At 63.3% G+C, this 26450-nt stretch carries 30 protein-coding genes; 10 read left to right on the forward strand and 20 right to left on the reverse strand.

Going from position 1 to position 26450, the window contains the following annotated elements:
* Positions 1-9: 9 nt before the first annotated feature.
* The 5 genes from FJ943_RS07965 to FJ943_RS07985 form a co-directional block, all read right to left on the reverse strand.
* On the reverse strand, positions 10-804 hold the full coding sequence (locus tag FJ943_RS07965) for a phosphodiester glycosidase family protein (protein WP_140720608.1): 795 nt from the start codon (positions 802-804) through the stop codon (positions 10-12).
* 111 nt (positions 805-915) lie between these two features.
* Complete coding sequence (locus FJ943_RS07970) at positions 916-1542, reverse strand: transglutaminase-like cysteine peptidase (protein WP_015318098.1); 627 nt, start codon at positions 1540-1542, stop codon at positions 916-918.
* Positions 1543-1688: 146 nt separating this feature from the next.
* A complete protein-coding gene (locus FJ943_RS07975; RefSeq protein WP_140720610.1) occupies positions 1689-2561 on the reverse strand; it encodes an undecaprenyl-diphosphate phosphatase in 873 nt (290 codons plus the stop codon).
* Positions 2562-2755: 194 nt separating this feature from the next.
* Complete coding sequence (locus tag FJ943_RS07980; protein ID WP_140662054.1) at positions 2756-2953, reverse strand: hypothetical protein; 198 nt, start codon at positions 2951-2953, stop codon at positions 2756-2758.
* Positions 2954-3103: 150 nt separating this feature from the next.
* On the reverse strand, positions 3104-3499 hold the full coding sequence (locus FJ943_RS07985) for a GFA family protein (protein WP_140720612.1): 396 nt from the start codon (positions 3497-3499) through the stop codon (positions 3104-3106).
* Positions 3500-3613: 114 nt separating this feature from the next.
* Between FJ943_RS07985 and FJ943_RS07990 the strand changes: the two genes are divergently transcribed.
* On the forward strand, positions 3614-4642 hold the full coding sequence (locus FJ943_RS07990) for a 2OG-Fe(II) oxygenase family protein (RefSeq protein ID WP_140720614.1): 1029 nt from the start codon (positions 3614-3616) through the stop codon (positions 4640-4642).
* Positions 4643-4691: 49 nt separating this feature from the next.
* Here FJ943_RS07990 and FJ943_RS07995 read toward each other — a convergent pair whose 3' ends face one another.
* The 3 genes from FJ943_RS07995 to FJ943_RS08005 form a co-directional block, all read right to left on the reverse strand.
* Positions 4692-5648, reverse strand: a complete 957-nt coding sequence (locus FJ943_RS07995; protein ID WP_140720615.1) for an alpha/beta hydrolase — start codon at positions 5646-5648, stop codon at positions 4692-4694.
* 25 nt (positions 5649-5673) lie between these two features.
* Positions 5674-6156 carry an SRPBCC family protein gene (locus FJ943_RS08000; RefSeq protein WP_140720617.1) on the reverse strand — a complete coding sequence of 161 codons (483 nt, stop codon included), beginning with the start codon at positions 6154-6156 and terminating at the stop codon, positions 5674-5676.
* A gap of 118 nt (positions 6157-6274) precedes the next feature.
* Positions 6275-6523, reverse strand: coding sequence for a ParB N-terminal domain-containing protein (locus FJ943_RS08005; protein ID WP_140617245.1), 249 nt, complete (start codon positions 6521-6523; stop codon positions 6275-6277).
* Between the two features lie 156 nt (positions 6524-6679).
* Between FJ943_RS08005 and FJ943_RS08010 the strand changes: the two genes are divergently transcribed.
* From FJ943_RS08010 to FJ943_RS08030, 5 genes are read left to right on the forward strand one after another with little or no spacing between them, the layout of a single operon-like run.
* Positions 6680-8320: a N,N-dimethylformamidase beta subunit family domain-containing protein gene (locus FJ943_RS08010; RefSeq protein ID WP_140720995.1), complete on the forward strand. Its 1641-nt coding sequence runs from the start codon at positions 6680-6682 to the stop codon at positions 8318-8320.
* 1 nt (position 8321) lies between these two features.
* A complete protein-coding gene (locus FJ943_RS08015) occupies positions 8322-9707 on the forward strand; it encodes an aspartate aminotransferase family protein (RefSeq protein WP_140720618.1) in 1386 nt (461 codons plus the stop codon).
* Positions 9708-9712: 5 nt separating this feature from the next.
* Positions 9713-10642, forward strand: coding sequence for a 3-keto-5-aminohexanoate cleavage protein (locus FJ943_RS08020; RefSeq protein ID WP_140717409.1), 930 nt, complete (start codon positions 9713-9715; stop codon positions 10640-10642).
* Between the two features lie 4 nt (positions 10643-10646).
* On the forward strand, positions 10647-11183 hold the full coding sequence (locus tag FJ943_RS08025) for a GNAT family N-acetyltransferase (protein WP_015318109.1): 537 nt from the start codon (positions 10647-10649) through the stop codon (positions 11181-11183).
* Positions 11180-12208, forward strand: coding sequence for a histone deacetylase family protein (locus FJ943_RS08030; RefSeq protein ID WP_140720620.1), 1029 nt, complete (start codon positions 11180-11182; stop codon positions 12206-12208). The genes FJ943_RS08025 and FJ943_RS08030 overlap by 4 nt, the downstream gene beginning before the upstream one ends.
* A 15-nt stretch (positions 12209-12223) precedes the next feature.
* Here FJ943_RS08030 and FJ943_RS08035 read toward each other — a convergent pair whose 3' ends face one another.
* The 3 genes from FJ943_RS08035 to FJ943_RS08045 all read right to left on the reverse strand — a co-directional run bounded on the left by FJ943_RS08035 (position 12224) and on the right by FJ943_RS08045 (position 15232).
* The gene (locus FJ943_RS08035) at positions 12224-13492 is read right to left on the reverse strand and encodes a cysteine desulfurase-like protein (RefSeq protein ID WP_181174515.1); all 1269 of its coding nucleotides are present in this window, start codon (positions 13490-13492) and stop codon (positions 12224-12226) included.
* Positions 13493-13534: 42 nt separating this feature from the next.
* A complete protein-coding gene (locus FJ943_RS08040; RefSeq protein WP_140720622.1) occupies positions 13535-14602 on the reverse strand; it encodes an aldo/keto reductase in 1068 nt (355 codons plus the stop codon).
* A 120-nt stretch (positions 14603-14722) separates the two neighbouring features.
* Entirely contained in the window at positions 14723-15232 is a 510-nt protein-coding gene (locus FJ943_RS08045) for a hypothetical protein (RefSeq protein ID WP_015318113.1), read from the reverse strand.
* 333 nt (positions 15233-15565) lie between these two features.
* Between FJ943_RS08045 and FJ943_RS08050 the strand changes: the two genes are divergently transcribed.
* On the forward strand, positions 15566-15730 hold the full coding sequence (locus FJ943_RS08050; RefSeq protein WP_015318114.1) for a hypothetical protein: 165 nt from the start codon (positions 15566-15568) through the stop codon (positions 15728-15730).
* Positions 15731-15781: 51 nt separating this feature from the next.
* On the opposite strand, the gene FJ943_RS08055 is transcribed toward FJ943_RS08050, so the two are convergent.
* Positions 15782-16288: a DUF1993 family protein gene (locus FJ943_RS08055; protein ID WP_015318115.1), complete on the reverse strand. Its 507-nt coding sequence runs from the start codon at positions 16286-16288 to the stop codon at positions 15782-15784.
* A gap of 140 nt (positions 16289-16428) precedes the next feature.
* On the opposite strand from FJ943_RS08055, the gene FJ943_RS08060 reads away from it, so the two are divergent.
* Positions 16429-17478 (forward strand): DUF1176 domain-containing protein, encoded by a 1050-nt coding sequence (locus FJ943_RS08060; protein WP_140720624.1) that lies wholly within the window; start codon positions 16429-16431, stop codon positions 17476-17478.
* A gap of 19 nt (positions 17479-17497) precedes the next feature.
* Here the strand turns inward: FJ943_RS08060 and FJ943_RS08065 are convergent, their stop codons facing one another.
* Genes FJ943_RS08065 through FJ943_RS08095 form a run of 7 tightly spaced genes read right to left on the reverse strand, consistent with a single transcriptional unit; the run spans position 17498 to position 23836 of the window.
* Entirely contained in the window at positions 17498-18391 is an 894-nt protein-coding gene (locus tag FJ943_RS08065) for an alpha/beta fold hydrolase (RefSeq protein ID WP_181174516.1), read from the reverse strand.
* Positions 18392-18422: 31 nt separating this feature from the next.
* Positions 18423-20033, reverse strand: a complete 1611-nt coding sequence (locus tag FJ943_RS08070; RefSeq protein ID WP_140720625.1) for a molybdopterin-binding/glycosyltransferase family 2 protein — start codon at positions 20031-20033, stop codon at positions 18423-18425.
* Positions 20030-20734, reverse strand: a complete 705-nt coding sequence (locus tag FJ943_RS08075) for an XdhC family protein (RefSeq protein ID WP_140720627.1) — start codon at positions 20732-20734, stop codon at positions 20030-20032. Before FJ943_RS08075 ends, FJ943_RS08070 begins: the two co-directional genes overlap by 4 nt.
* Positions 20735-20740: 6 nt before the next feature.
* Complete coding sequence (locus tag FJ943_RS08080) at positions 20741-21079, reverse strand: XdhC family protein (protein ID WP_015318120.1); 339 nt, start codon at positions 21077-21079, stop codon at positions 20741-20743.
* A 48-nt stretch (positions 21080-21127) separates the two neighbouring features.
* Entirely contained in the window at positions 21128-22378 is a 1251-nt protein-coding gene (locus FJ943_RS08085; RefSeq protein ID WP_181174517.1) for a VWA domain-containing protein, read from the reverse strand.
* A gap of 4 nt (positions 22379-22382) precedes the next feature.
* Positions 22383-23312 carry a MoxR family ATPase gene (locus FJ943_RS08090; protein ID WP_140720631.1) on the reverse strand — a complete coding sequence of 310 codons (930 nt, stop codon included), beginning with the start codon at positions 23310-23312 and terminating at the stop codon, positions 22383-22385.
* Positions 23309-23836 (reverse strand): flavin reductase, encoded by a 528-nt coding sequence (locus FJ943_RS08095; protein ID WP_015318123.1) that lies wholly within the window; start codon positions 23834-23836, stop codon positions 23309-23311. The genes FJ943_RS08090 and FJ943_RS08095 overlap by 4 nt, the downstream gene beginning before the upstream one ends.
* Positions 23837-24015: 179 nt before the next feature.
* Between FJ943_RS08095 and FJ943_RS08100 the strand changes: the two genes are divergently transcribed.
* Positions 24016-25089, forward strand: coding sequence for an ABC transporter substrate-binding protein (locus tag FJ943_RS08100; RefSeq protein WP_140720633.1), 1074 nt, complete (start codon positions 24016-24018; stop codon positions 25087-25089).
* Positions 25089-26111 carry a P1 family peptidase gene (locus FJ943_RS08105; protein ID WP_140720635.1) on the forward strand — a complete coding sequence of 341 codons (1023 nt, stop codon included), beginning with the start codon at positions 25089-25091 and terminating at the stop codon, positions 26109-26111. Before FJ943_RS08100 ends, FJ943_RS08105 begins: the two co-directional genes overlap by 1 nt.
* Before the next feature lie 18 nt (positions 26112-26129).
* On the opposite strand, the gene FJ943_RS08110 is transcribed toward FJ943_RS08105, so the two are convergent.
* Entirely contained in the window at positions 26130-26384 is a 255-nt protein-coding gene (locus tag FJ943_RS08110) for a DUF2171 domain-containing protein (RefSeq protein ID WP_023773164.1), read from the reverse strand.
* Between the last annotated feature and the right edge of the window lie 66 nt (positions 26385-26450).

The raw sequence follows: 26450 nt of genomic DNA on the forward strand, positions 1-26450 counted from the left end.
CGCCTTGCATCAGCCGCCGCGCTTCCTGAAGACGCCGATCATCGGCCCCAGATTCCAGTAGTCGTCGTTGCGACCGATGGCCGGAGCGAGCAGGCTCGATATCGTGCCGTCGAGAAAGAGCGCGTTGTCGCAGCCGAGCGCGTCGCGAAACAGGCGGGCGAAGGCATGGAACGTCACCGTGCCGTTCGAGATGGCAAAGACGGCAACACCGTCCTTTCGCACTCCGACGCCGTCGCGGCTCTTGCGCGAGGTGCCGTCGGCCTGGAATTTCGGGTGAAGCTGGCCGTCGATTACCAGCATTGGCCCTGATTGTGTCGCATAGTCGGTGGCTGGCCGCTGCCTGACGAAGTCCTTGGTCGCCCGCACCACGGCCTTGCCGCGGCTGATATAGAAAATGCCATTCGGCTGCAGCGAAAAATTGCCGCTTCCCGATCCCGTTTTCACACCGACCATTTCCTGGCCGCGTTCGACGTAAAGGCCGACCGGCCTGAGATCGGGGTGGTACATGCCGGCATTGATGGCAAACAGCATGGTCCGGCCCGCCATGCGCTGGGCGTTGTCGAGATTGTGCAGCGACTGAAAAGGCTTGCCTGCCGGGTCTTTCCAGAACAGTTCGATCGAATAGAGCTTCGGATCGACCTCGCAGACGAGGAAGCTCGTAGCCTCGAAGGAGACGTCGCGGCACGGCGGCACCGAAGCGAACCACTGGCCGAATGCCGCTGTCGTGGCGACCGCGTACGGCAACGCGGCCTTGAACAAGCTCAGCAGCAAGGGCGCCGAATAAAGGACGGTCAAAAAATCCATGCGCGTTCCGGATTGCCATTCCAACGAACTGTCGTGGATAGCACCGCTTGCCGGCACGATGAAGGATTTGCTGAAAGAAGTATGGATTATAACCCGGGCTTCGGGCAGCGATTATTTGACCGCGCTAACCAGCTTCTCCTCGCCGGCAAGAATGGAGACCCAGCGCCCGGTATTGTCGCTCGCCTGTCTTTTGAGATAGCGATACGGGGTCTGGTTCCAGAGGCGAACCTTGTCGACGAGATTGTCGAGGATGAAGTCGCCCTTGTCGGTGCGCACCGTCAGCACGGCATGGCCTTCGCCGTCCGGCTTGCGAACCACCGTCATCAGGAGATTGGCTATGGCGATGCCCAGGCTGTTGAGCTCACGCCGCTTTTCCAGCGCGTAATCCTCGCAATCGCCGAAGCCATTGTCCGGATAGGCCCACCATTCCTCCTTGCCGTAATTGTCCATGTCGCTCATCGGCTTGACGCGCGCGTTGACCGAGAGGTTTACGGCGCTGATCTCCCGCAACAGCTTGCCAGTCATCTGTTCCGGCTCGCTGTCGGATGAACGGATCGAGCACTCGGCGGCATGAATCTTGCAAAAATCATAGTGGCCAATCGGCTGGGACGTCGAGCCGCCGATAGCCATGGAAACGGGAGCCGTGTAAGCGGAATTCGCCGCCGAACAGAAAGCAATCAGGGCAATCGCAAGCCCCAGCCCCTTCGCCTTCCGGCGCCAACCCATCGAGGATGCCATCCGGCCCCGCCCATCTGTTTTGTTAACAGAACGTTAAGGGCGGTTGTATCCCGAAGTCAACCAAACCGGCCGATCACATCTTGGAGGGACGCCGCATGCCCCTTCGAGGGTTGCAGCAGCGCAACACCGAGGTTCGGGCTAGGGAGCTAGACGAGCCATCCCATCGCCACCCCCAGCAGCAGGACGACGCCAAGCAGGCCACGGTAGATGACAAAGGGCCAGGCGGAGAAGCGTTCCAGCACACGCATCAGGCCCCAAATGGCGAAGAAGGCCGAAATCGAGGCGACGAGCAGCCCCAGGCCAAGAACCGACCATCCATGGGCATCGAGATGCACCTTGTGCAGTTCCCACAATTCCTTGAGGCCGGCGAGCGCGATGGCCGGCAGCCCGAGCAGGAACGAGAAGCGTGCCGCCTCGGCCCGCTTGAAGCCGAGCCCCAGTGCCGCCGTCAGCGTCGAACCGGAGCGAGAGACGCCCGGGATCAGCGCGCCGACCTGGGCGACACCGACAAGAAGCGCGTCGGCGAGCGACGCTTCGCCGATGGTGCGCTTGTGGCGGGCGAAAATCTCGGCCAGGGCCAGCAGGATAGCCATGCCTATGCAGGCCCAGCCAATCACGCTCAAGCTGCGCAACGGCGAATTGCAGGTGTTGAGAACACCCGAAAGTGCCACGCCGGCGATCACAATCGGGATTGTCGCCAGCACGATCCAGGAAGCCAGTTGGAAATGCCGATCGGCGAAATCGCGCCGTGTGAGAGCGTCGATCGAACCGAACAGGAGATCCCTGACATCGCCCCAGAAATAGCTGACCACGGCGGCAAGGGCGGCAAGCTGCATGGCGGCGGAGAAGGCGGAACCCGGATCCTGCCAGCCAAGCACCGCCGGCACGATGCGCATATGGGCGGTCGAGGAGATCGGCAGCAGTTCGGTTATGCCTTGCACCAGGCCGAGGAATGCGACCTTGGCAAATCCAAGGCCGACAAAGCCCGTGTCGACGCCTTGCGTGCAGATATCAGCCATGTCGGGTTCCATCCGGGAGAGATCGGAGTTGCGAAGGCACCATCGGAGGAGATCGGTGCCCGGCAAGGCATACCGTCATGCGGCGGATAATCAATTTACGGATTTGTAAGCTGGCACCGCCGCGTCGGACGCGCACGGTTCAAACCGGCCCGAAGGGCCGGCGATGCTCCCATGGGTGGAGGGTGGCAAGACGACTACGGGCAAAGCCAAAGTTTCTGGCAGGTCCTGGCAATAACATGCGCGGGCGGCACGACAGGCTCCCCTGCGGAGGGCCGGCGAGCCCGCTCGAGCAGCATGCGCACCTGTTCCGGGCGCACACGGTCACGTTCCATCACGAGCAGGACCATAGGATCGCTCAAAAGCTCGTCCAGGGTGCTGATGCTGTCGTTCATCCGTCGTCTCCTCGAATGCCGGCCCGCGACGCTTAGATAGGGAGACAAAGATGGCCCGCCAATGACGCTTTGCCGGCTATCACGTGTCTCTTTGGATTAATTTTTGGTCATCCTGGGGCACGTCCTTTCCCTTCACGGGGAAGAAGGAAGCTAGGCCGGCGGAGCGCCTTCAAATTGCGGCAGGCCGTCATCCAGCATCACCCAGGGCTGTTTCGAGACGGTCCAGATGTGCATCTGGGGCCTGAACAGCGACGGGTCGTCAAGCGAACCGGTCGTCACGCCGATGATGCCGGCGGAATCGCGCCGCGAAAACAGCGTCGTGCCGCAGGCCGGACAAAACCCGCGCTTGAGGTCCGGCGAGGTGTTGACCGTGGCCGACGGGCCCTCGACCGTCACATCGTCGATGCGGAAAAGAACACGCGCATTGAACGCCGCGCCGATCGCCTTCTGGCAAAGCCGGCAATGGCAGATGCGCTCGTTGATGGGGGCGGCATCGGTGCGATAGCGCACGGCCCTGCACAGGCATCCGCCCTCGTATTTTGCCATCGCCTGGATCCATTGGTGGAGTGAACAGGCGGCAAAAGTAACGGCGAGGTCGATTGGGTCAATTGAAAAGCTTTGATACAAGGTCATCGATTATCGTGATGCAGCAGGATTGTCATGACACCCGACATCGAAACGATCGGCATCGCGGCCCTGTTCGGGTCGCCCTCGCCCGCGCGCGACCGCGCCGACGCCGGGATCATGGCCGCGGCGGCCGGCATCGGCTTCCTGGCGGTCCGGGATTTTCCCGGCGATGACTGGCTGACGCCCGACAAGCGCGCGCAATTGCTGCGCATCTTCGCGCTTCCTGACGCCAAGAAGCAGGAATTGCTGCGCTGGAATTTCGATCACACCAAGAAAAATTTCTACCGCGGCTGGTTTCCGCTGCAGCCGCAAGCCGTTTCCTACAAGGAAGGCATCGACATGGGGCCGGATCTTGCCGATGGGGCGCGGGTCACGGCTTCCGACGATCCCTTGTGCGAGCCGACACCCTTGCCGGACGAGCATGCCCTGCCGGGCTGGCGCGCTGCCGCAGCCGACTACTATCGCGTGATGGAAATGGTCGGCACCATGCTGATGCGGTCGATCGCCCGCGGGCTTGGCCTGCCTGAGATGACCTTCGATACCTATTTCGACGGTGGCATCTCGACGCTGCGCCTGATCCGCTATCCCCTGCGCGACGCCAATGCCGGCGTCGACACCAGCGGACCGGAGTATTCGGTGACCCACAAAGGCGAGACGCGCACCATCATCGGCCGCGAACATGCAGATTCAGGCTTCGTCACCTTGCTGGCGCAGGACGGCGTCGAGGGCTTGCAGGCGAAGAACCTCGCCGGCGAATGGATCGACGTGCCTCCAGCCGATGGCACGCTGGCGGTCAATTTCGGCCAGTTGCTGGAACGCTGGACCGGCGGCCGCGTGCGGGCGACACGGCACCGGGTCATTGCGCCAAAAACGGTGCGGTTCTCGATCCCGTTCTTCTACGAGCCACGCGTCGACGCGGAAATCTCGCCTTTGCCGCTGGACGGCGCCGAACCCTTCGCGCCGTTTCTTTACGGCGACTATCTCTGGGAGTCGGCGACGAACTTCGTCGAAATGAGCGGCATCAAGCATCTGAGGCAGCCGCGCCGGGCCAAGGCTTCCTAAACAGCACGCCGGCTGTCTCGCAGGAGACGGCCGGCGGAGAAGGCAGGGGTCATTCGGCTTCGCCGACCACCTCGTCCCAGCTCTTCACCCTGGTCTCGCCGTCGAGGAACGGCAATGCGGCGGCCGTCAGTTCCGGAGCGAAGAAGACATCGTAGTGGGTGCGGTTGGGCAGGATGGCCAGCCGGTTCCGCGACAGGTTCTCGCGCATCCAGCCGGCATCTTTCAGGCCGCCGCCGAGCATCTGGTAGAACTTGATCTCGTGCTCGGGCTTGTACATGTCGCTGTCGCCATAGGCGAGCATCACGGGCATCTTCAGCTTGGGAACGTCGGCCGAGAAGTCGTAGTTCTGGCGCATGAAATTGCCGAGCGCGTCGAGCAGTTTCGGGAAGTCCTCCGGATGCGGGGCGACGGCGACGTAGGATTTGTACATCGGCGTGTCTTTCATGTACGTCGCGGCGGCGGCACTCACCTGTGCCTGCTGCGGACGCATCTCGTCGTAGAAGCCGTCGGCGGCATAACCGGTCGAAACAAGGACCAGCCGGCGCACGGCCTCGGGATGCTGGACCGCCATGCGGAAGGCAACCCCGCCGCCCAGCGAATAGCCCATGACGTCGACCTTGTCGTAGCCGAGTGTCTTGACGATACCAGCCATGTCGTCGCCGATCGCCTGCAGGCTGAATGGCCGGTCGCCAAGGGCGGTGCGGCCATGCCCCTGCAGGTCGACCCCGATGACGGTGCGGTTTTCGGCTAGCTTGGGCAGGATCGGCGCGAACATGTCGGTGGAACCGAGGCCGCCATGCAGCAGAAGCAGCGGCTCACCCTTGCCATAGACGGCGTAATAGTAATTCACGCCATTGATCGGCAGCAGGCCGGACTTTTGCGGCTTCGGCAGTGTTTTCGTTTCGGTCGTCATGGCAGGCTTTGTCTCCTCTGCATTGATGGTGCCCAGGCAAGCGAGAAACGCAGCGGCCGAGGCAAAAATGGCAAAAAACAGAACTTTGGACATATCGAACTCCTCCGGTGTGGCTCTGTCAGAGCGTCCTGGCGAGATCTTCGAGCTGATCGGTGCACTGGCCCCAACCGGCGTGAAAGCCCATGGCCTCGTGCTGCTCGCGGTCGGCGACGCTCCAGTGCCGGACGCGCGCGATGTAGCGGGTCTTGCCCTCGCCCTCGTCCTCGAAGGTCAGTACGACTGTCATGAACGGTTTTTCCGATGGCACCCATGACTGGGTATAAGCATCGGTCAAGACGATCTTCTCGCCGGGAACGACCTCGAGGAAGACGCCGGGGTTGGGGAACTCATTGCCGTCGGGCCCTGCCATGACGACCAGGCTGTTGCCACCGGTGCGCACATCCATCTCGGCACGTGGCGTCGTCCACGGCTTTGGCGCGAACCATTGCGTGATCAATTTCGGTTCGGTCCAGCAGCGATAGACCTCCCCGCGCGGTGCATCGATGATGCGGGCGAGAACCAGTTCGCGGTCGGCGGGGGCGATGTCGAGCTTGGTGGCCACGGTGGTCTCCTCGGTTTGATCTGGCTTCCGTCCCAAGGACGAGCCGACGTAAAGCAAACCGACATCGCCCGCGAAAAATTCTGGAAACGCAGGCTGAAAACCGCGAGCGGAGCGCGTGTCAGTGGCGCTTGGCTTGCACCAGGTAGGCGTCGATTACGGTCTCGCCCAGCCATTTGGCGGCTTCGAGCCGGTGCAGGCCTTCGACAAGTATGTGCCGCTTGCCATCGTGGCGGACCTGGATCGGCGTCTTCATGCCGTTCTCGAGTATGTCCTCGGCCAGATGCCGGACGGTCTCGGGGTGCAGCGTCTTCTTCCGCGCCGTGGGCACGTAGATGTCGTCGACCTTGACCTGTTGAACCCTGAGCATGCCCTGTCCCCATGGCGGAACTGCCGCCGTCTTCCTGAGATAGTCGGTTTGGCGAAGGCGGCCAAGGGTGCGGCTAACGAATGCTGGCATGATCGTTTCCATTTGACGCCTGGCGGGCGGATCGCCGAAATGGCGCCTCAGATGGGCCAGGGCTTCATGATCAATCCGCCGACCGAATTTCCCGATTTCGGGCTGACAGCCGAGCAGCGCCGCCACGCGGTGCGCGGCCACTATTACGAGTGGCCGGGCATGGATGGCGAGCGCGGCGAAATCTGGTGCTACAGCGACCGGTTTTCCTATCGCGCCGGCGAGACAGTTACGCTGCATGTCAGCTCGACCGCTCCGTCCTTCGGCATGAGGATCATCCGCGATGGCGGCACCGAAACGAGAGTATTCGAGAAATCGGACATTGCGGCGCGCTGGCAGGAGAGTCCGGAGCAATGCTCGGTCGAAGGCTGCGGCTGGGAAGCCTCCTTCGAATTTCGCGTGGAGAGCGACTGGCCCTCCGGCGCCTACCTGATAACGCTGACCGCCGACGGACGCGACGGCAAGCCGATCCAAAGTCACCACATTTTCATCGTCTCTCCCCAGCCCGGCAAGAAACCTGGCCGTGTGCTGCAGGTGGCGGCGACGGGCACCTGGCTTGCCTACAACACCTGGGGCGGCTCCAACCATTATCAGGGCATCACCGGGCCCGACCGCGACCAGTACTCGCCCATCGTGTCAACGCAGCGCCCCTGGTGCCGCGGCTTCGTCGTGTTGCCCGGGGATGCACCGCGCGTGCCGTTGGAGGTGGCGGTGCCGCCGAAGACCGTGCCGCGTTATCCGCACATGGAATGGGCGCTCGCCACCGGCCATTCGAAGAAATACGCCTCGTCGGGCTGGGCCAGCTACGACAGTCATTTTTTTCGCTTCGCCGAACGATCAGGCTACGGCGTCGACCTCGCCAGTCAGCATGACCTCCACTTCTCGCCCGAGATTCTCGACGGTTATGACTGCGCGGTCTTCGTCGGCCATGACGAATACTGGACTTGGGAGATGCGCGACGCGGTCGACTTCTATGTCGAACGCGGCGGCCATGCGGCGCGTTTTGCCGGCAATTTCATGTGGCAGACGCGGCTGGAAGATGAGGGCCGCCGGCAGGTCTGCTACAAATATCGCGCCCGCACCGAGGACCCGGCCTATCGCGGCGGCGACGTGACCCGCGCCACCAATTCCTGGGAAGCACCGGAAATCGGCCGGCCGGGTTCGGCGACCTTCGGGCTCAATGCGACACGGGGCGTCTATGCCGGCTGGGGTGGCTGCGCGCCACGTGGCGTACGCGGCTTTCCGGTCTATCGGCCGGAGCACTGGGCCTTTGCCGGCACCGGCATCTACTATGGTGACCTGCTGGGCGCCGACAGCCATGTCTATGGCTATGAGGTCGACGGGCTCGATTTCGAGATCCGTGGCGGGCTGCCCTACCCCACGCCAGACAGCGGCGCGCCTGACGGCCTGCAAGTGCTGGCCGTCGGCATGGCTAGCCAGGTCGAGGAAAGCGCCGACATTCCGATCGAGGACCAGTTCCTAACCGACGAGGATGGCCGCTTCACCGCCGAGACCTTGTTTGGCGAGGCAAGCGACGCCAATCTCGAAAAGGTCAAACGCGGCAATGGCATGATCGTCAACTTCCCGCGCGGCAAGGGCGAGGTGTTCCATGCCGGAAGCTGCGAATGGGTCGCCGGCCTGCTAAGACAAGACCCGATGGTCGAACGGGTCACTCAGAATGTCCTCGACCGCTATATCGGAAAGTCCTGACATGTCGAAAGCCCAGACCGCCGTTCAAGACACTGATGCCCGGCGCCAATCGCATTTGTTCTACCTCTCCAGCCTGCGCCGGCCGCTGATCGACCGCGCCGAAGGCATTTACATGTGGACGCAGGACGGCCGCCGTTTCATCGACGGATCGAGCGGCCCAATGGTCGCCAATATCGGCCATTCCAACCGCAATGTGCTCGATGCGATGAAGCGGCAGATGGACCGCGCCACCTTCGCCTACCGGCTGCATTTCGAGAACGAGCCGGCGGAAGAATTGGCGCGCGAACTGGCTGGAAAGTTGCCGGAAGGCATGGACCGCATCTTTTTCGTGTCCGGCGGCTCGGAAGCGACGGAATCCTGCATCAAGCTGGCGCGGCAATGGGCCGTGGCCACCGGCCAGGCCAGCCGCTGGAAGGTGATCACGCGGTTTCCTTCCTACCACGGCGGCACGCTCGGTTCGCTTTCGATCACCGGCGACGACGCGCTGGCCGAAACTTTTACGCCGATGATGCGGGTGATGCCGACCGTGCCGGCACCGACCGCCTGGCGCGACCGCGACAATCTCTCGATGGAGCAGCGCGGCGTCCGCTACGCCGACATGCTGGAGGAGAAGATCCTCGCCGAAGGTCCCGAAAGCGTCGTCGCCTTCATCATGGAGCCGATCGGGGGTGCTGCGACCGCGGCCCTGGTGGCACCCGACAGCTATTATGCGCGCATTCGCGAGATCTGCGATCGCTACGGCATTCTGCTCATCCACGACGAGGTGATGAGCGGTGCCGGCCGCACCGGCAAATTCCTCGGCGGCGACCACTGGAACTGCAAGCCTGATATCGTCGCGCTGTCGAAGGGGCTCGGCTCGGGCTATGCGCCGCTCGGCGCGCTGGCCGCACCGATGCGACTGGTCGAGCCGCTGCTCGCTTCCGGCGGCTTCCAGCATGGCCACACCTATGCCGGCAATCCGCTCGCCTGCGCCGCCGGGCTTGCAGTGCTGGGCGAAATGGACCGGCTCGACCTGATTGCCAATGCGGCTGCCATGGGCAACGTGCTGATGGACGGATTGAAGGAACTTGCGAAGCGGTTCCCCTTCATTGCCGATGTGCGTGGCAAGGGGCTGCTTACGGGCGCCGAAATGGTCGCCGATCCCGATACGCTGAAACCGATCGAGCAGGGCAAAAAAGCCACGCAGCGCCTGCTTGATCTCGCCTATGAGCGCGGGCTGATCATCTATGGCCGCAGGGTCAAGGGCGGCGTTGACGGCGACAATTTCATGGTCGCGCCGCCGATGATCGTCACCGGCGAGCAGGTCGGCGAGATCATCTCCATCATCGGCGACTCGCTTGAGGCTCTGGCGGGCGAATTCGACCTGCCGGTCGAAGGCCGGGGGTAGCGGAAATGGCGCCGCGAAAAGTCATCATCACCTGCGCCGTTACAGGCTCGGTACACACGCCGTCGATGTCGCCCTATCTGCCGGTGACGCCGGACCAGATCGCCGCGGACGCTATCGCCGCGGCCGAGGCCGGCGCCTCGATCCTGCATCTGCACGCCCGCGATCCCAAAGATGGCCGCCCGACCGCCGATCCCGAAGTGTTCATGCAGTTCCTGCCGCGCATCAAGCAGGCGACCGATGCGGTGATCAACATCACGACAGGCGGCTCCTCGCTGATGACGCTGGACCAGCGGCTGGCGGCGCCGCTTCGGGCCCAGCCCGAAATGTGCTCGCTCAATATGGGCTCGATGAATTTCGCGCTGTTCCCGATGCTCGACAAGCCAAGGGACTGGCAGCACGAGTGGGAACCGAAGCTGCTCGAAGCCACCCGCGACACTATCTTCAAGAACACCTTCGCCGACATGGAAGGCGTGATCGAGCGGCTGGGCAAGGGCTGCGGCACCCGCTTCGAGTTCGAGTGCTACGATGTCGGCCACCTCTATTCGCTGGCGCATTTCCGCGATCGGGGGCTGGTTTCGGGGCCGCTGTTCATCCAATTCGTGCTGGGCATCCTGGGCGGCATCGGCGCCGACCCGGACAACCTCATCCATATGAAGCGCATCGCCGACAAATTGTTCGGCGACAGCTACCAGTTTTCGGTGCTGGCCGCCGGCCGCAACCAGATGCCGCTGATCTCGATCGCCGCAGCCATGGGCGGCAATGTCCGGGTCGGACTGGAGGACAGCCTCTATGATGGCCGCCAGCTGGCGAAGTCCAACGCCGACCAGGTGCGGCGCATCCGTGGCATTCTCGATGGACTGTCGCTGGAGGTCGCCACGCCGGCCGAAGCGCGTGACATGCTGGCGCTCAAGGGCGGCGACAGGGTGGCTTTTTGACGAGATGACAGCGCCCGCTCCTGCCACTGTACCTGTCACGCGTGCGGTTATCCTTCGCCCCGGCACCATCGATGACGTCGAAACCATTCACGCGGCGATCCTGAAGCTTGGCACTCATATCGGGGCGCCCGAGGAAATCATCTCGACGGCGGACGATCTCAGAAGCTGGGGCTTTGGCGAAAAACCCGCCTTCTCGACCCTCATCGCAGAAGTCGACGGCGAATTCGCCGGGCTGTGCCTGCATTTCCCGATCTTCTCGACCTGGATGGGACGGCCTGGCGTCTATGTGCAGGACCTCTATGTCGAGGACCGGTTTCGCGGCCGCAAGATCGGCGAACGCCTGCTGCGACGCGTGGCTGCCGAGTGCCGCAAAGAGGGCGGCGTGTATCTGAGGCTGTCGGTCGACACCGACAATGAGGGTGCCAAGTCCTTTTACGAACGGCTGGGCATTGCCTGGTCGAGCTACGAGCAGACGCAGAAAATCATCGGTGAGGCATTTTTCGCCTTCGCCGACGCGCCGGAAAATGGGGAGCAGCAATGAAGGCCTTCTATGCGCAGGAGCAGAAGCGCCACGATCCCAGGGCCTTTCTTTCCAGTGGCGCGGCGCAGCCCAACCCTGAACAGCCGGAGCGCGTCGAAAGATTGTTAGCCGGCGCAAAATCAGCTGGTTGCACGGTCGAGCGACCGCGCGATCACGGCCTCGGTCCGATCTCGGCGGTGCACACACCCGAGTATCTCGACTTCCTCGAACATATTTTCGAACGCTGGCAACGGATCGAAGGGGCGTCGGCCGAGGTCATTCCCAACATCCACCCGATCGCCCGCAACGGCTCCTATCCGGCCTCAGCAGTGGGCCAAGCCGGCTACCACATGGCCGACACCGCCTGCCCGATCTCGGGCGAGACATGGCAGAGCGCGCTGTGGAGCGCCTGGAGCGCGGTCGAGGCCGCCGAAACCGTCATGGCCGGAGCGTCGGCCGCCTATGCGCTGTGCCGCCCGCCCGGCCACCACGCCTTCGCCGATGTCGCCGGCGGCTTCTGCTTCATCAACAACTCAGCCGTGGCGGCGCAAGTGCTGCGCAGGCAGGCGGCCCGCGTGGCGATCCTCGATGTCGACCTGCATCACGGCAACGGGACGCAAGGCATTTTCTATGCGCGACCTGACGTGCTGACGGTGTCGCTGCACGCCGATCCGGTGCGGTTCTACCCGTTCTTCTGGGGCCATGCCGACGAGCGCGGCGAAGGTCCCGGGCTTGGCTATAATTTCAACCTGCCGCTGCCGCGCAAATCCGCGGATGCGGCGTTTCTGGAAGCGCTCGGCGTGGCGTTCCAGCGTATCCGCGCCTTCTCCCCCGATGCGCTGGTCGTGGCGCTCGGCCTCGACGCGTTCGAGGGCGATCCGTTCGGCGGGCTTTCGGTGACGACGCCGGGCTTCTCGCGCATCAGCGAGGCCATCGCCGGGCTCGGCCTACCGGCGGTCATCGTCCAGGAAGGCGGCTATCTCTGCGACGAACTCGGCGACAATCTCACCGCATTCCTCACCGGCTTTGGCGGCAAGGCGCGGTGAGAGTTCAAACCCAAGTCAGGAGCGTTGCTGCCTGAGCATGGCAATCACCCGGTGCACGCTCTCCAGCGTCTCGTCGATTTCGGACGCGGTGTTGTAATGGGCGATGCCGATGCGCACGACGCCTTGCTCGGCCGGAATGCCGAGCTGATGGACGATCTCCCAGGCATAGTTGTGGCCCGACCACACGAAGATGTTCTCGGCGTTCATCTGCCGCACGATCGTTTCGGGGACAATGCCATCGACGGTGAAGGAGACAGTCGGCACACGATCGCCGAGCCGTTTCGGATCGGTGATGCCTCGGACCGTCAGCCCGGAAATGTCGGACAAGCCATCGATCAGCCTTTGCGCCAGCGGGTTTTCATGGGCAATGGAGACCTGGAACGCCTTGGCGATCTTCTGCCTTCTTGAACCACCCTCACCTGCCGCCGCGCCGAGCTCGGCGAAATAGTCGACCGCGGCGGTCAAGCCGGCCATCAGTTCGATCTGCGGCGTGCCGAGTTCGAACCGCTCGGGCAAGCCGTTCGAGGAGCAACGGCACTTATAGGCTTGCAGACCGTCGATGACGTCGCGCCGGCCCCACAAGATACCCATATGCGGACCGAAGAATTTATAGGCCGAGCAGATCAGGAAATCGCAGCCGAGCTCCTGCACATCGATCAGCCCATGCGGTGCGAATTGCACCGCATCGACATAAACCAGCGCGCCGGCCCGTTTTGCAAGTTGGGTCAAGGACCTGACCCGGTTGATCGAGCCGGTGAGATTGCTGGCGTAGTTCAATGCCACCAGCCTTGTCTTCCCGGACAGCAGACCGGCGAGCGTCGCCTCCTCGACCTGCCAGGTCTTTTCGTCGAACGGCAGCCAGCGCACGACGAGGCCGAGGTCCTCGGCCAGTTGCAGCCAGGGCGACACATTGCCCTCATGATCCATGCGGGTGAGGATGATCTCGTCGCCTGATTTCATCGTGCGGCCGAGCGTACGTGACATATGATAGGTCAACGTCGTCATGTTGGCGCCGATGACAATCTCGTGCCGGCTCGCCGCGCCGAGGAAGTCGGCCATCGCCAGGTGCGCCTCGTCAACGACCTGCTGCGCCGCGATCGTCGTTTCAAAATAACCGCCCAGATTGGCGTTGGTCGTAAGCAGGCAGCGCGACACCGCGTCGGCCACGGCCTGCGGCACCTGCGTGCCGGCAGGATTGTCGAGATAGATGCGCCGGCGTCCGTTGTCTGTCAGCGAGAGAGCGGGGAATTTTCCACGCACGGCCTCGATCGAAAAATCCACCATCGTCTCCATCCCTTTGCTGCTACACGACAATTCCGGGCTCGGTCACGGGCAGGGATTGCCGACCCTCTGGTGAACGGCATCCACCGCCTTCTGCATTTCTTCAGTCCAGACGACATCCACCGAAGACAGCGCCATCTCCAGTTGGGAAATGGTTGTCGCACCGATGATGCTGGAGGTCACGAAGGACCGGCTCGAGACATAGGCATTGGCAAACAGCGCCGGCTCCAGGCCGAAAGAGCGCGCCAGCTCATTGTATTCGAGCTGCGCTTCGGCGGCATTGGGCGTCTCGTAACGCTGGCCGCGGTTGAACAGCTGCGAGCGCGAGCCCTGCGGGCGGGCGCCATGATCGTATTTGCCGGTCAGATAACCCTGGGCCAACGGCGAATAGGCAAGCAGCGACACCCCTTCGCGCTCGCAGACCTCGGCGAGGTTCACCTCAAAAGTACGGTTGACGAGATTGTAGGCGTTCTGGATCGAAGCGACGCGGGGGCCAATCCCTTTATCGGCCTCTGCAAGGAAGCGCATCACGCCCCAGGAACTCTCGTTGGAGAGACCGAAATGGCGGATTTTTCCTGCCTTCACCAGGTCATCGAACACCGCGAGCGTCTCGGCGATCGGCGTTTCACCGACCGGTGCGCCGACAGAATCGGCACGCCGCGCCACGGCGCCGACGCGCGTCGGGTTGGCGCCCCAGGGGATGTCCCGTTCCGGCCAATGGATTTGATAAAGGTCGAGATAATCAGTGCCAAGCTTGGCCAGCGACTTGTCGATGGCATCGAAGATATCGGCCCGCACCAATTGCGAGGGCCGGTCTCCGCGAAACCAGCTGTTGGCCGTGCGGCCGACGACCTTGGAGGCCAGGATCACCTTGTCGCGGTTGCCCTTGGCCTTCATCCAACTGCCGATGATCTTCTCGGTCCGTCCTTGCGTCTCCGCCTTGGGCGGGATCGGATAGAGTTCGGCGGTGTCGATGAAATTGACGCCGCGCGAGAAGGCCAGGTCCATCTGGGCATGGCCCTCGGCCTCGGTGTTCTGCTGGCCCCAGGTCATCGAACCAAGGCAGATCTGGGTAACAAGAAGATCGGTCCGACCGAGACGGCGTTTGTGCATGGAATTCTGCTCCGGAGGGCATGTATGCGCGGCTGCGCGGGGAGGAGTTCGCATCTTATAGGAAAAGCAGAAGCGCTCTCCAAGCCTTGCCAGGCCGACTTTTGCGTGAGCAAAGCGGGGTTAGCGTCGTGCGGCGGCCACGGCGCGGCGCTTGGCCTCGTCGATCAGCATGTTGGCCACCTGCATGCGGATCATGGCGCGCTGGCGCAAATGCGGGGCGACGCGATCGGGATGGTTGGCGAAAGCAAAGCTGCGGCGCATGCGGCCGAAGTCGGCGGCGCTCTTGGACTGCTCCAGACCCAGTTCGACCGCAATCGATTCAGGATCGATTGGCGGCAATGTTTCTTCCGGCTTCGGCTCTTCGCCAGCCAGCGCCAGCCTTGCCTGTTCAAGCACGGCGGCAAATTCGCTGGCCAGATCAGCGCCGGCCTCGCGATATTCCGCGGCGGATACCTTGATGCGGCCGGAATGGAGTTCATCGGCGACCGAGAGATAGTCGAACGGGATGGATGGGCGCGCGCCGGTCTCTACGCCCTCACCGCCGTTGCCCTTGTCGGTGGCAACGAAGAGGTCGTCGAGCAGTGACGCAAAATCCCGCTTGGCGCCAGTAGCGATATCAGCCTCCCCCATGCCCGACAGTTCGAGTTTCAGACCATAGAACCAGCTCGTTAAAAATAAATGCCGCCGGTCTTAACTAATTTCCCTTCAGGGGATCGTTGCCGGAGGCGCCGGCAAAAGCCGGCCCGCATGTTCATGCAGTCCGGAAATTCGCCAGGAGCGGCGAGGAAAACTGGCCATGTACCAGCTTCGAAGCCTACGTTGGGCGCGGCGCAAGAGTTTCACCTTGCTGCAAAAAAATTTTACAAACCATCCGGACATGGCAGGCATGCGTATGCTGCACTGCACAATCTTCACGATTCACCTATATTGCCTGACGTGGAGGACCAACCAGGAGCCTGAATCATGGGTTTCTTCACGGAAATGTTCGCCCGGCCGCGCCCGCAGGAACATCTGAGATATCGCGCGGCGCTCGCGCTCCTTTATTCGATGAGCAATGCCGAGCGCGCCGACATCGGCATCAAGCCCGCCGATTTCCCGCGCATCGCCCGCGAAATGTCCATCCGCTAAGCAGGTGCGAGATGTCCCGGATCGACCCGGGACATCTCAAAGTCCGATTTCTCAACGCGATCCGAGGAATGTCGCCTTGCCCAACGGCACGCCATTGTGGCGCAGGATGTCGTAGGCGGTGGTCAGGTGGAAATAGAAATTGGGCATGGCCACATGCAGCAGATATTGCATGCCGCTCAGCGTCGTTTCCCGGCCCCCCAGCTTCAGTTCGATCATCCGGTCATCCGACCCGTCGATATCGGCTGCGGAAAAAGTCGCCAGGTAGGCGACCGTCTTGGCGAGCCTCGCTTCGAGATCGGCGAAGCTTGCTTCATTGTCCTCATATTTAGGCACTTCGCGGCCGGCCAGCCGTGAAGGCGCGCCCTTGGCATGGTCGGTTGCGATCTGCACCTGCCTGGCAAGTGCGAACATGTCGGGCGCCAGCCGCGCCGTCAAAAACACCTGCGGGTCGATCTTGCGGTCAAGCGCATTCTGTTCGGCTGCAGCCAGCACACTGGAAAGTGCTTTCAGCCTGGCTGAAAACACGGGCACGGATGCCTCATACATCGATATCGTCACGTCGGATCTCCTGTCCGGCAGGAACGCCGGCGGGAGGACGTAGCGCTCTCAGGCGCGATTCTTCAAGCGGCGGGCGCATGGCGTCACCACGTCGCCGCAATCGCCGTGGTAGAATCTTCGTTATCGAGCGGAGATTCCCGATGAGACGCGCCCTTTTCGCAGCGACTGCCCTTCTCTCCCTTGCCACGACAGGCCACGCGGCATTGGCCGCAGCCGATACGCCCGAAGCGCCTTACGTCGATGATCGGTCGAGCGCGGATGCGGTCGTGCGCTCACTCTACAGCGCCATCAACCGGCATGAATTCGCCCGCGCCTGGGGCTACTTCGGTGATACAAAGCCGGCAAAGGATTTCGACACATTCGTCAAAGGCTATGACGGCACCGACAAGGTGGAGGTCAAGACCGGTCCGATTTCGGACGAGGGCGCGGCGGGCAGCATCTATTACAACGTCCCGGTCGCCATCCAGGCAACCGACAAGAAGGGCGAGGCGAAGGTTTTCGCCGGCTGCTATACGCTGCGCCAGGTCAACGCCCAGATCCAGGCGCCGCCGTTCCAGCCTATCTTCATCGACAAGGGAGCGCTGAAGCCCTCCACAGCCGACTTCGGGGAGGCTTTGCCGCCAAGCTGCGGCGACGGCCCGCCGCCGCCGAAAAAGGACACCGCACTGGAACAGGCCAAGAAGGCCTTCCTGGCGACCTATGGCGACCAATGCGACAAGGACCGCCTGGCCAATGAGCCAGAGGTCTTTTCGATCAAATACAAGGACAGGAATGCTCAGCCGAACGATCCTGACAAGGAGACCCGGCTGTTCCACTTCTCCTGCTCGGCCGCCGCCTACAATGAAAGCTCGGTCTACTACATGACCGACGAGGTGGACGGTGTCAGGCAATTGGAGTTCGCCGAGCCGGAGACCGATATACGCTACGAGAACAACGACAGCGACGGCAAGCTGTTGAGTGTAACGGTGGTCGGCTTCCGGACCACAGGGTGGGCGGTCAATTCCGACTATGACCAGAACGCTCACACCATCACCACGTTCAACAAATGGCGCGGCGTCGGCGATGCTTCGGATGCCGGGACATATCTGTTCCGGAACGGCGATTTCTCGCTGGTCCAGTATGACGTCGACGCGTCCTATGACGGCGAGGAGAACCCGCAGACGGTCGTCGACTACAACACCGCGCCTTAGATCCTCTAGCGCATCAGGCTTATGGTGCCTTCGACAGCATCCAGTCGAGCGTGCCGCGCCAGTCTACCATGCGGATCGGCGTGCCGTGCGTGCCGGTCTCGAAGCGCACGAAGCGGGTCGGATAGTTTTTTGATTTGGCAAGGATGGAGCGGAAGAACGCTTCCTGGTTGGCCACCGGAAAGACCACGTCGTGGCTGCCCTGGCCGAAGAACACTGGCACGCGACGCTTGAAGGCTGGACTGCCGAGAAAGCCCTCGTCCCACAGCGATCCGAGCAGCAGCAGTCCATTCACGCGGCCACCAGTATCCCTGCGTGCGGCAAGTTTCCAGCACAGCGCGCCGCCCATCGAGCCGCAGGCGACGAAGATTTTCGCGCCCGGAGACTGTTCGGCATAATGGTCGATCAGGGCCGCGACCAGTGCCGCGCCCTTGTCGCCGAAATCAGGAAAATCCGGAGAAATATAGAGCCCGCCATTGCCGGCCATCAGGTTCTTAAGCCGGTTGAAATTGCCGCCGAAGGTGAAATCGTCGACGCCTTGCTTGCGGCTGCCGCCCTGCCCATGCAGGTAAAGCACGATGATGGCGGCTCCTTGCGTCTTGCCGACGGCGACATGCCTGACATCGCCGGCGTCGGTCTTCAGCATCAGATCCTGCTGCACCTTGCGTACGCCGGTGTCGGTGTACTGGGCATGCACGCGCTTTTCCGGCACCTCGTCGCGCTGGTTGATGTCGCGCATCTCGCGGTAGTCGAGGACCGTGTAGGCGCCGTTGCTGTCGGATGACAGCGTCGCCGGATAGGCGAAGAGATCGTCCTTGAAGGGTTTCAGGGACAATGTGTCGGCACTGGCGGCCGAGGAAAACAAGAAAAGCATTGCCGTGACGAAAGCGCGGCACGCGACGGTACGAATAGCCATACCGCAGGCATGCTAATGCCGCCTCTGTTTGTCAATCCTGCAGCACGCCGCCCGCGCCTTCCAGTGCCTCTCGGGTGTCGACATCGACGGACGCGCCCTCCCCGATCTCGACATCGATGACATCGAGCCCTTCGGCCTCGACCAGATGGCGAGCGCCGGTGTCGCCTTCGAGATGGGCGATTGCCGCGAATAACGAGCGCGGCAAAAGCACCGGGTTGCCGCGTTTGCCTTGGTGCGTGGCACGGACCACCGAGTTGCCGCCGGCCCTGCGGAAGGCATCGATAAGCCTGTCGAGATCGTCGGATGCGACACCCGGCATGTCCCCCAGAACGATCATCGCACCAGCGGCGTCTTCGGGCAGATAAGCAGTGCCGGCCCTAAGCGAGGTCGACAGGCCATCGGCAAAATCGGGATTGTCGGCGAGGGTGACGTCGAGGCCCGACAATGCCGCGCGCACCCGCTCGCGCTGATGACCGGTGACGACGATCGTGCCCGAAGCCTTCGAGGCGAGAGCGCGTTCGGCGGTGCGGCGCACCAGCGGCTGGCCGTCGAACAGCGCCATCAGCTTGTTCGGCCCGCCCATGCGGCTCGACCGGCCCGCCGCCAGAAGCACGATCCCGACCTTGAGCCGACTTTTGGCCGGCAGCGGCTCGCGCGGCTGCGGCCGCGTCGGTATCTCCATCAGCAGGCCGCCGACGCCCATGCCGGCGATGTCGCGCGCGGTGACGTCCAGGCCGGCAATCAATCGGTCGAGCACCCAGTCGAAGCCGTTCTCCTTGGGGCTGCGGGCGCAGCCAGGCGCGCCGATGATGCGCTTGCCGCCGAGTGTGCCGAGCACCAGCAGATTGCCGGGATCGACCGGCATGCCCGCGCGGATGACGGTACCGCCCGCCCTCTCGATCGCCGCCGGAACGACGTCGGCGAAATCGCTCATCGCGGAAGCCCCGAAGATCACCACCATGTCGTTGTCGCGCGCAAGCGCGATGGCAGCCTCGGCGACAGGGGCGATCTCATGCGGCGTACGGCGCTCCGCCGTCAGCCTGCCGCCGGAGCGCGCCAGCCGGGCTTCGGTGACGCGCAGCGTCTTGTCGAGCACGGTTGGTTTGGTGCCCGGCAGCACCGTCTGGACGACGCCGACACGCATCGGCCGATAGGCGTTGACGGCAAAAATTTCGCCGCTGGTACAGATTTCCGTCACGGCGGCCACCAACGAGGAAGAGACCGCGAAGGGGATGATCTTCACCGTCGCGACCATCTGGCCCTTTTCGACCGGCGCGTGCTGGCCAAGCGTGGCGATGGTGATAGCGGGATCGACCGCATTGATCGCATCGATGACAGCGGCATTGACGGTGAAGATGCCAGCCGCCTTGGCGTGGAGATTGACCCGGCCGGTAGCGGCGGGCTTCGCCTCGATGCCGCCTAGGGTCATGCCTTCGGCAATTTTTTGCGCCGCGGCGTCCTCGCCGAGATCGTCCGGCGCCAGCACGGCCGCAACGACCTGCGAAACACCTGCCCCCTTGAGCGTGGAGACATCTTCGGCGCTCAGCCTGTGCGCCTTGCGAAATCGCTTTTCGCCGGCCGCGGTCGCATGCGCCAGCACCGCCCCTTCGGCCGCGTCGATCAGGATCGGACCGAATTTCACGCCAGCGCGCCCTTCGCGTCGAGGCCGCGCGAGCGGAAGGCAAGAATGGTCTGCGCGAGAATGGCGACGGCGATCTCGGCGGGGCTTGCCGCCCCGATGTCCAGCCCGATCGGCGCGTGGATACGCGCGATCTGGTCCGCACTCGCGCCCAGCGCCAGCAGGCGCTCGACGCGCCTGGCATGCGTCTTTCGGCTGCCGAGCGCTCCGACATAGAAACAGTTGGCGTCGAGTGCCGCCTTCAGCGCGAAATCGTCGATCTTCGGGTCATGGGTGACGGCGGCGAGCGCGGTGTAAGCGTCGAGCGGCTGGCGTTCCAGCACATCCTGCGGCCAGTCGGCATGCAAGGCGACATCGGGAAAGCGGTCCGATGTGGCAAAGGCGGTGCGCGGATCGATGATCTCCAAGGGATAGCCTGCGATCCGGGCCATCGGCGCGAGCGCCTGACTGATATGCACGGCGCCGATCACCACCAGACGCGGCCGCGGCAGATGCGCATTGAGGAAGAAGGTCCGCCCTTCCGCCTCGACGGACCCCGAATTGCCGGATCGAAACGCCTTGGCGATCGCCGCACCGAGATCGCCGGCGACCTGATCGCCCTCCCGCACGATACGGTCGCGACCATCACCGAGATCAGTGACGAGGATCGCCGCGCGGCGGGCGCGCCGCTCGGCATTGAGCGTCTTCAGCGCATAAGGATCCATCGGAGGTCAGCCCAATCGCTCAACATAAACCTTGATGCGGCCGCCGCAGGACAGGCCGACTTGCCAGGCGGTCTCATCGGCAACACCGAACTCCAGCATCCTGGCTTTGCCGGAGCCGATGACGTCGACCGCCTCGGTCACGACAGCGCCCTCGACGCAACCGCCCGAAACAGAGCCGTGGAAATTGCCATCGGCATCGATGACAAGGTGGCTGCCGACCGGGCGCGGCGCTGAACCCCAGGTCTCGACCACGGTCGCGACCGCGACATCCTTGCCGTCCTTCATCCAGGCTTCCGCGATGATCAGCGGGTCGCGGGCCTCATCGAGATAAAGACTGTCACTCATCGTTGCTTCTCTCAGGGTCTGTTTTTCCAAAAGCCGGGAAATATATGGCTATGCTGCGCGCCTTGCGCCAGCATCCATCCACCGCCGTGGATCGACGGAAAGAACCGATTTCTTGTCCAGCGAGGCGCAGAGATCGGCGAGCGCGTCGAGATTGTGCACCGAGCGGAATTCGTCGACATGCGGCAGCATCGCCTTGACGCCGCGGGCGCGCGCCTGAAAACCATCGAAGCGCAACAACGGATTGAGCCAGATCAGCCGCCGGCAGGATTTGTGCAGCCGTTCCATTTCTTCCGCCAAGCCCCCTATATCGTCGCGCTCCAGCCCGTCGGTGATCAGAAGCACCACCGCGCCCTGTCCCAGCACACGTCGCGACCATACAAGGTTGAACTCGGCTAGCGTATCGCCGATGCGCGTGCCACCCGACCAGTCCTTGACCGCCGCCGAGCAATCGGCAAGGGCGGCATCGGGATCGCGGTGGCGCATCTGCCGGGTCAGGTTGGTCAGCCGCGTGCCGAAGACGAAAGTGTGCACGCGCCGGCGCTTTTCCGTCAGCGCATGCAGGAAATGCAGGAAGATGCGCGTGTATTGGCTCATCGAACCGGAAATATCGGCCAGCACCACCAGGGGCGGATGAACTTCGCGGACCGAGCGGAATTTCGGCAGGATCAATTCACCGCCGGTGCGCGCCGACGAGCGCATCATGGCACGTGGATCGATGCGGCGGCCATGCGCATCGGCCTTGAAGCGTCTGGTCCGCACCATGTCGACAGGCAGCCGCAACGCCGCGATCGCCTTCCTGGCGTCAGCCATCTCGACTGCGTTCATCTGCGCGAAATCCTTGCCCCGCAACAGCTCGTTGCCGGAAAAGGTGAAGCGGGCGTCGACCTCGATCTCAGGGACTTCCTGAGGCGTCTGGTTTTTCCGATGACCCTCGAACATCGCCTGGCTGACGCGATTTTCAGCCGCGCGCGGTTTCTGCTTCTGCCTGACGTCAGGCGCCACCGGCGAAAACATCGCCAGCAGCTTCTCGATCAATTCGCGCGATTTCCAGAACAGTCGGAAAGCTTCGTCGAAGGTGGCATGATCCTCATGCCGCGAGACCAGAACGGCGTGCAGGGTCCAGTAAAAGTCATCACGCGAGCCGATGCCGGCGACGAGCACCGCCTCGATCGCGTCCTTGACCGAAGCGGGCCCGACCCGCATGCCGGCCTTGCGCAAGGTGCGGGCGAAATAGACGATGTTGTCTGCGATCCGGCCGTCCGCCGTCGCCTCTCCAGGGTCGGGTCGGGATGCCTTCACCACCCTACTCCGCCGCCGCGAGCTCGGCCTTGACCTCATCGAGGATGCGCCGGCCCTCGCCCGCGCCGATGCGGGCAATGTCGTCCTGGTATTTCAGCAGCACCCCGACCGTGTCGGACACCGTCTCCGGATCGAGCGCCACCTTGTCGAGTTCGGTCAGCGCGCCGGCCCAGTCGATGGTTTCGGCGACGCCCGGCACCTTGAACAGCTCGATCTGGCGCAGCTTCTGGATGAAGGACACCACTTCGGCCGAAAGCCGCTGGTTGGCCCGAGGCACCTTGCGGCGCACGATCTCCAGTTCGCGCTCGGCACTGGGATAGTCGACCCAGTGATAAAGGCAGCGCCGCTTCAGCGCATCGTGGATTTCGCGGGTGCGGTTGGTGGTGATGATGACGATCGGCGGCTCTTCCGCCTTGATCGTGCCGAGTTCAGGCACAGTCACCTGGAAGTCGGAGAGGATTTCGAGCAGGAAGGCTTCGAAGGCTTCATCGGTGCGGTCGAGTTCGTCGATCAGGAAAACCGGGGCTGCGCCCGTCTTGCCGGTCAGCGCATCGAGCACCGGCCGGCGGATCAGGTACTTTTCGGAGAAAACGTTACGCTCCATGGCGGAGCGGTCGACCTTGCCGGCGGCCTCCTCCATGCGGATTTCGATCATCTGCGCGGCGTAATTCCACTCATAAACGGCCGAGGAGACGTCGAGCCCCTCATAACACTGCAGGCGGATCAGCCGGCGGCCAAGCGCCTCGGCCAACACCTTGGCGATCTCGGTCTTGCCGACGCCGGCCTCGCCTTCGAGGAAAAGCGGCCGCCTCATGCGCAGAGACAGGAAAAGCACCGTTGCCAGCGACCGGTCCGCGACATAGTCCGCGCCGGTCAGGAGATCGAGCGTTTCGTCGATCGTCCGCGGCACGGGGCGCGGTTTCAAGTCGCTCATTCCTTCTCCGCGGGTGCGGCGGCCCCACTTTCCAGGACGTGGTAGCCGCGGGCGTGATAGATCAGCGGCCGCAAATTATCGCCCATACGCAGACCTGTCACCTTGCCAAAAAGCACACGATGGGTGGCCAGGTCCTTGGTGTCGATCAGTTCGCAGTCGAACACGGCTAGCGCGCCCTTCAGCGTCGGCGCGCCGGTGGAAATCACATCCCATTCGCCGAGCGCGAAGCGCTCTTCGACCGGCAGGCCAGTCATGCCGGAAAATCCAATCGACAGCGGCTCCTGGTGCGAAGCCAGCGTGTTCAGGGCAAATTTGCCGTTCTTCACGAACAGCTCATTCTTGGCATTTTCACGATTGAGGCAGACCAGGATGGTCGGCGGCGTATCCGACACAGAACATGCCGCGATCACCGTCGTCCCCCGCTTTCCGGCGGGTCCGTCGGTGGTCACCACATGGACATGACCGGCAAAATGACTCATCGCGTCGCGATAGGCCTGCGGTCCAATATCGTTCTTCTTCAGCACTGGAAGATTCCATGGCCATTGTTCACCTGACATATATGGCCAGACATCACATGCCACAAGCGAAGTGCTTGGCCCATATCCCGAATTCGCGTGTTGCACCAAGGCCGGGCAGCCTTTAGGTCTTGGCGGGAATTTGACGCCTGCGCGACGTCGCGGGCTTGGAGGAATTCTTCGGCAGCATGCGATCCGGGGCAACCATAACCGCAGCGCTGGCCTGGCTGTTCATGGCCGGCGCCGCCAGCGCACAGACGCTCACGATTGGTGTCGCAGCACCCCTGTCGGGACCATCGGCCATCCTCGGCAGGCAGATCGAGGCTGGCGCCGGGCTCGCGGCAGAGGTGGACGGCATCCAACTCAAGACTGTTGATGACGCCTGCACCGGCGATGGCGGCGCCGCGGCGGCCAGGGAATTCGTGGCAGCCAAGGTCAATGTCGTGATCGGCTTCCTCTGCACGGAGGCGATCGAGGCGGCGATGCCTGTCCTTAAGGACGCCAATATTCCTGTCATCACCGTTGGTGTGCGAACCGAAAGCCTGACCGACCGCCGCGCCAAGACCGGCTGGCCGGTTTATCGCCTCGGCCCGCGCGGCGACGACGAGCGCAACGCCGTTGCCGCTAACCTCACCCGGCTATGGCGGAACGAGCTGTTCGCGATCATCGACGACGGCACCATCTATGGCCGTGAGATGGCGCAGACATTTCGTGCTGCTGCCGAGCAGGCGGCACTGAAACCGGTCTTCGTCGACACGTTCCGGCCGCAGCTCGACAACCAGATCGGCCTGGTGGGACGGCTGAAAAAGGCCGGCGCCACGCATGTCTTTGCCGGCGGCGACGGCGACGACATCGCCATCATGGGGCGCGATGCCGCCCAGCTCCAGACGGGCATCGTCTTTGCCGGCGGCGAAAACCTGCGCACGCCGCCCGGCGACGTGCCTTACGCGACCGGCACGCTGATGATCGCGCCACCCGAATGGGCCGATGTCGCGGATCCCAAAGTGCTGGAAAGCTTCTCCGCGCACAAGATCGTGCCGGACGGCTACGCCCTGCCGGCTTATGCTGCGGTCGAGATCGCCAAGGCCGCATCGTCGGACGCAGCAGGCTCCGGCGGGCCGCTGGCCGAGGCACTCACCGGGCGTGATTTCACCACGGCGATCGGACCGGTCCGCTTCGACGAGAAGGGCGACCTCAGCCAGAGCCTCTACCGTGTCTTCCGCTTCGACGGCACCCGCTTCGTGCCCTTGGAAAACAACTGATGTTCCGCACCGGTCCACGCAATCTCATCACCGATGTCATGGGCCTGCGCGTCGGCAATGCTTCCGACGCCAGGCTGAAGTCCGGCGTGACGACCGTCCTTTGCGACGAGCCGCCGGTCGCGGGAGTCCAGATTCTTGGCGGCGCGCCTGGCACCCGCGAGACGGATCTGCTGGAACCGCACAATTTGGTGGAGACGATCCATGCCGTGGTGCTGTCAGGCGGTTCGGCTTTCGGCCTCGATGCTGCCTCCGGCGTGCAGGCCGCATTGCGCGAACGCGGCATCGGCTTCGAGGTTGGCGGCTTCCGCGTACCGATCGTGCCGGCGGCGATCCTCTTCGATCTGCGCAATGGCGGCGACAAGGACTGGGGCCGCTATCCCCCCTATCGCGACCTCGGCTACGAGTCGGTGCAGACTGCCGCTGTCGATTTCCAATTTGGCACGGCGGGCGCCGGAACCGGTGCACTGACGTCGGGGCTGAAGGGTGGCCTGGGTTCCGCCTCGACACTGCTGGACAATGGGATCACCATCGGCGCGCTGGCCGCCGTCAACCCGACCGGCTCGGTGACCGTCGGCCGCACCCGCCATTTCTGGGCGGCACCCTTCGAAATCGGCGATGAATTCGGCGGGCTTGGTTATCCCTCGCCCATGCCCGAGGACGCGAAGCGGATTTTGCTGAAATACCGGGACAAGGATCACGGACGGCAGATGGACAGCGGCGGCAACACGACCATCGCGGTCATTGCCACGGACGCGGTTCTCACCAAGGCCGCCGCCAAACGCCTGGCAATTTCGGCGCATGACGGCTTCGTACGCGCCATCTGGCCGACCCATACGCCGGCCGACGGCGACCTGGTGTTCGCGCTGGCCACCGGCAAGAGCGGGGTCGAACTGACCGCCGACGCGGCAATCGACCTCTACGCCGCCGCCGGCGCCACTATGGCGCGCGCCATCAGCCGTGGCGTGTTTACCGCGACGCCAGCCGACAACGACCTGTTTCCCGTCTGGTCGTCACGTCACTAGGCTGGCTAAAGCCGTCGATCAAACCGGATCGGATTTTTCTTCCTCGAACGTCACCGCGACATCGGAATTCGCGGACAGCCACACCTTCTTGCCATCGACTTCGGCAACCAGGGCCAGGGAAATATAGTGGTGATGGCCCTTGTGAGCCCCCTCGCCACTGTCGGCCTTGGTCAGCTTGATGCGCTGACCATCGACCTTGTCGACGGTGCCGATATGCACGCCGTCGGCGCCGACGACTTCCATGTGCTCACGAATTTTGCTGGTGTCGGTCATGTTAGCTTCTCCATTGGGGTGGGTTTCCCTTGGGACTGCCGACAATAACAAATGACGAGCGGTTTG

Origin of the sequence: Mesorhizobium sp. B2-3-10, assembly GCF_006442275.1 — a bacterium.
GTDB classification, from domain to species: Bacteria; Pseudomonadota; Alphaproteobacteria; order Rhizobiales; family Rhizobiaceae; genus Mesorhizobium; species Mesorhizobium australicum.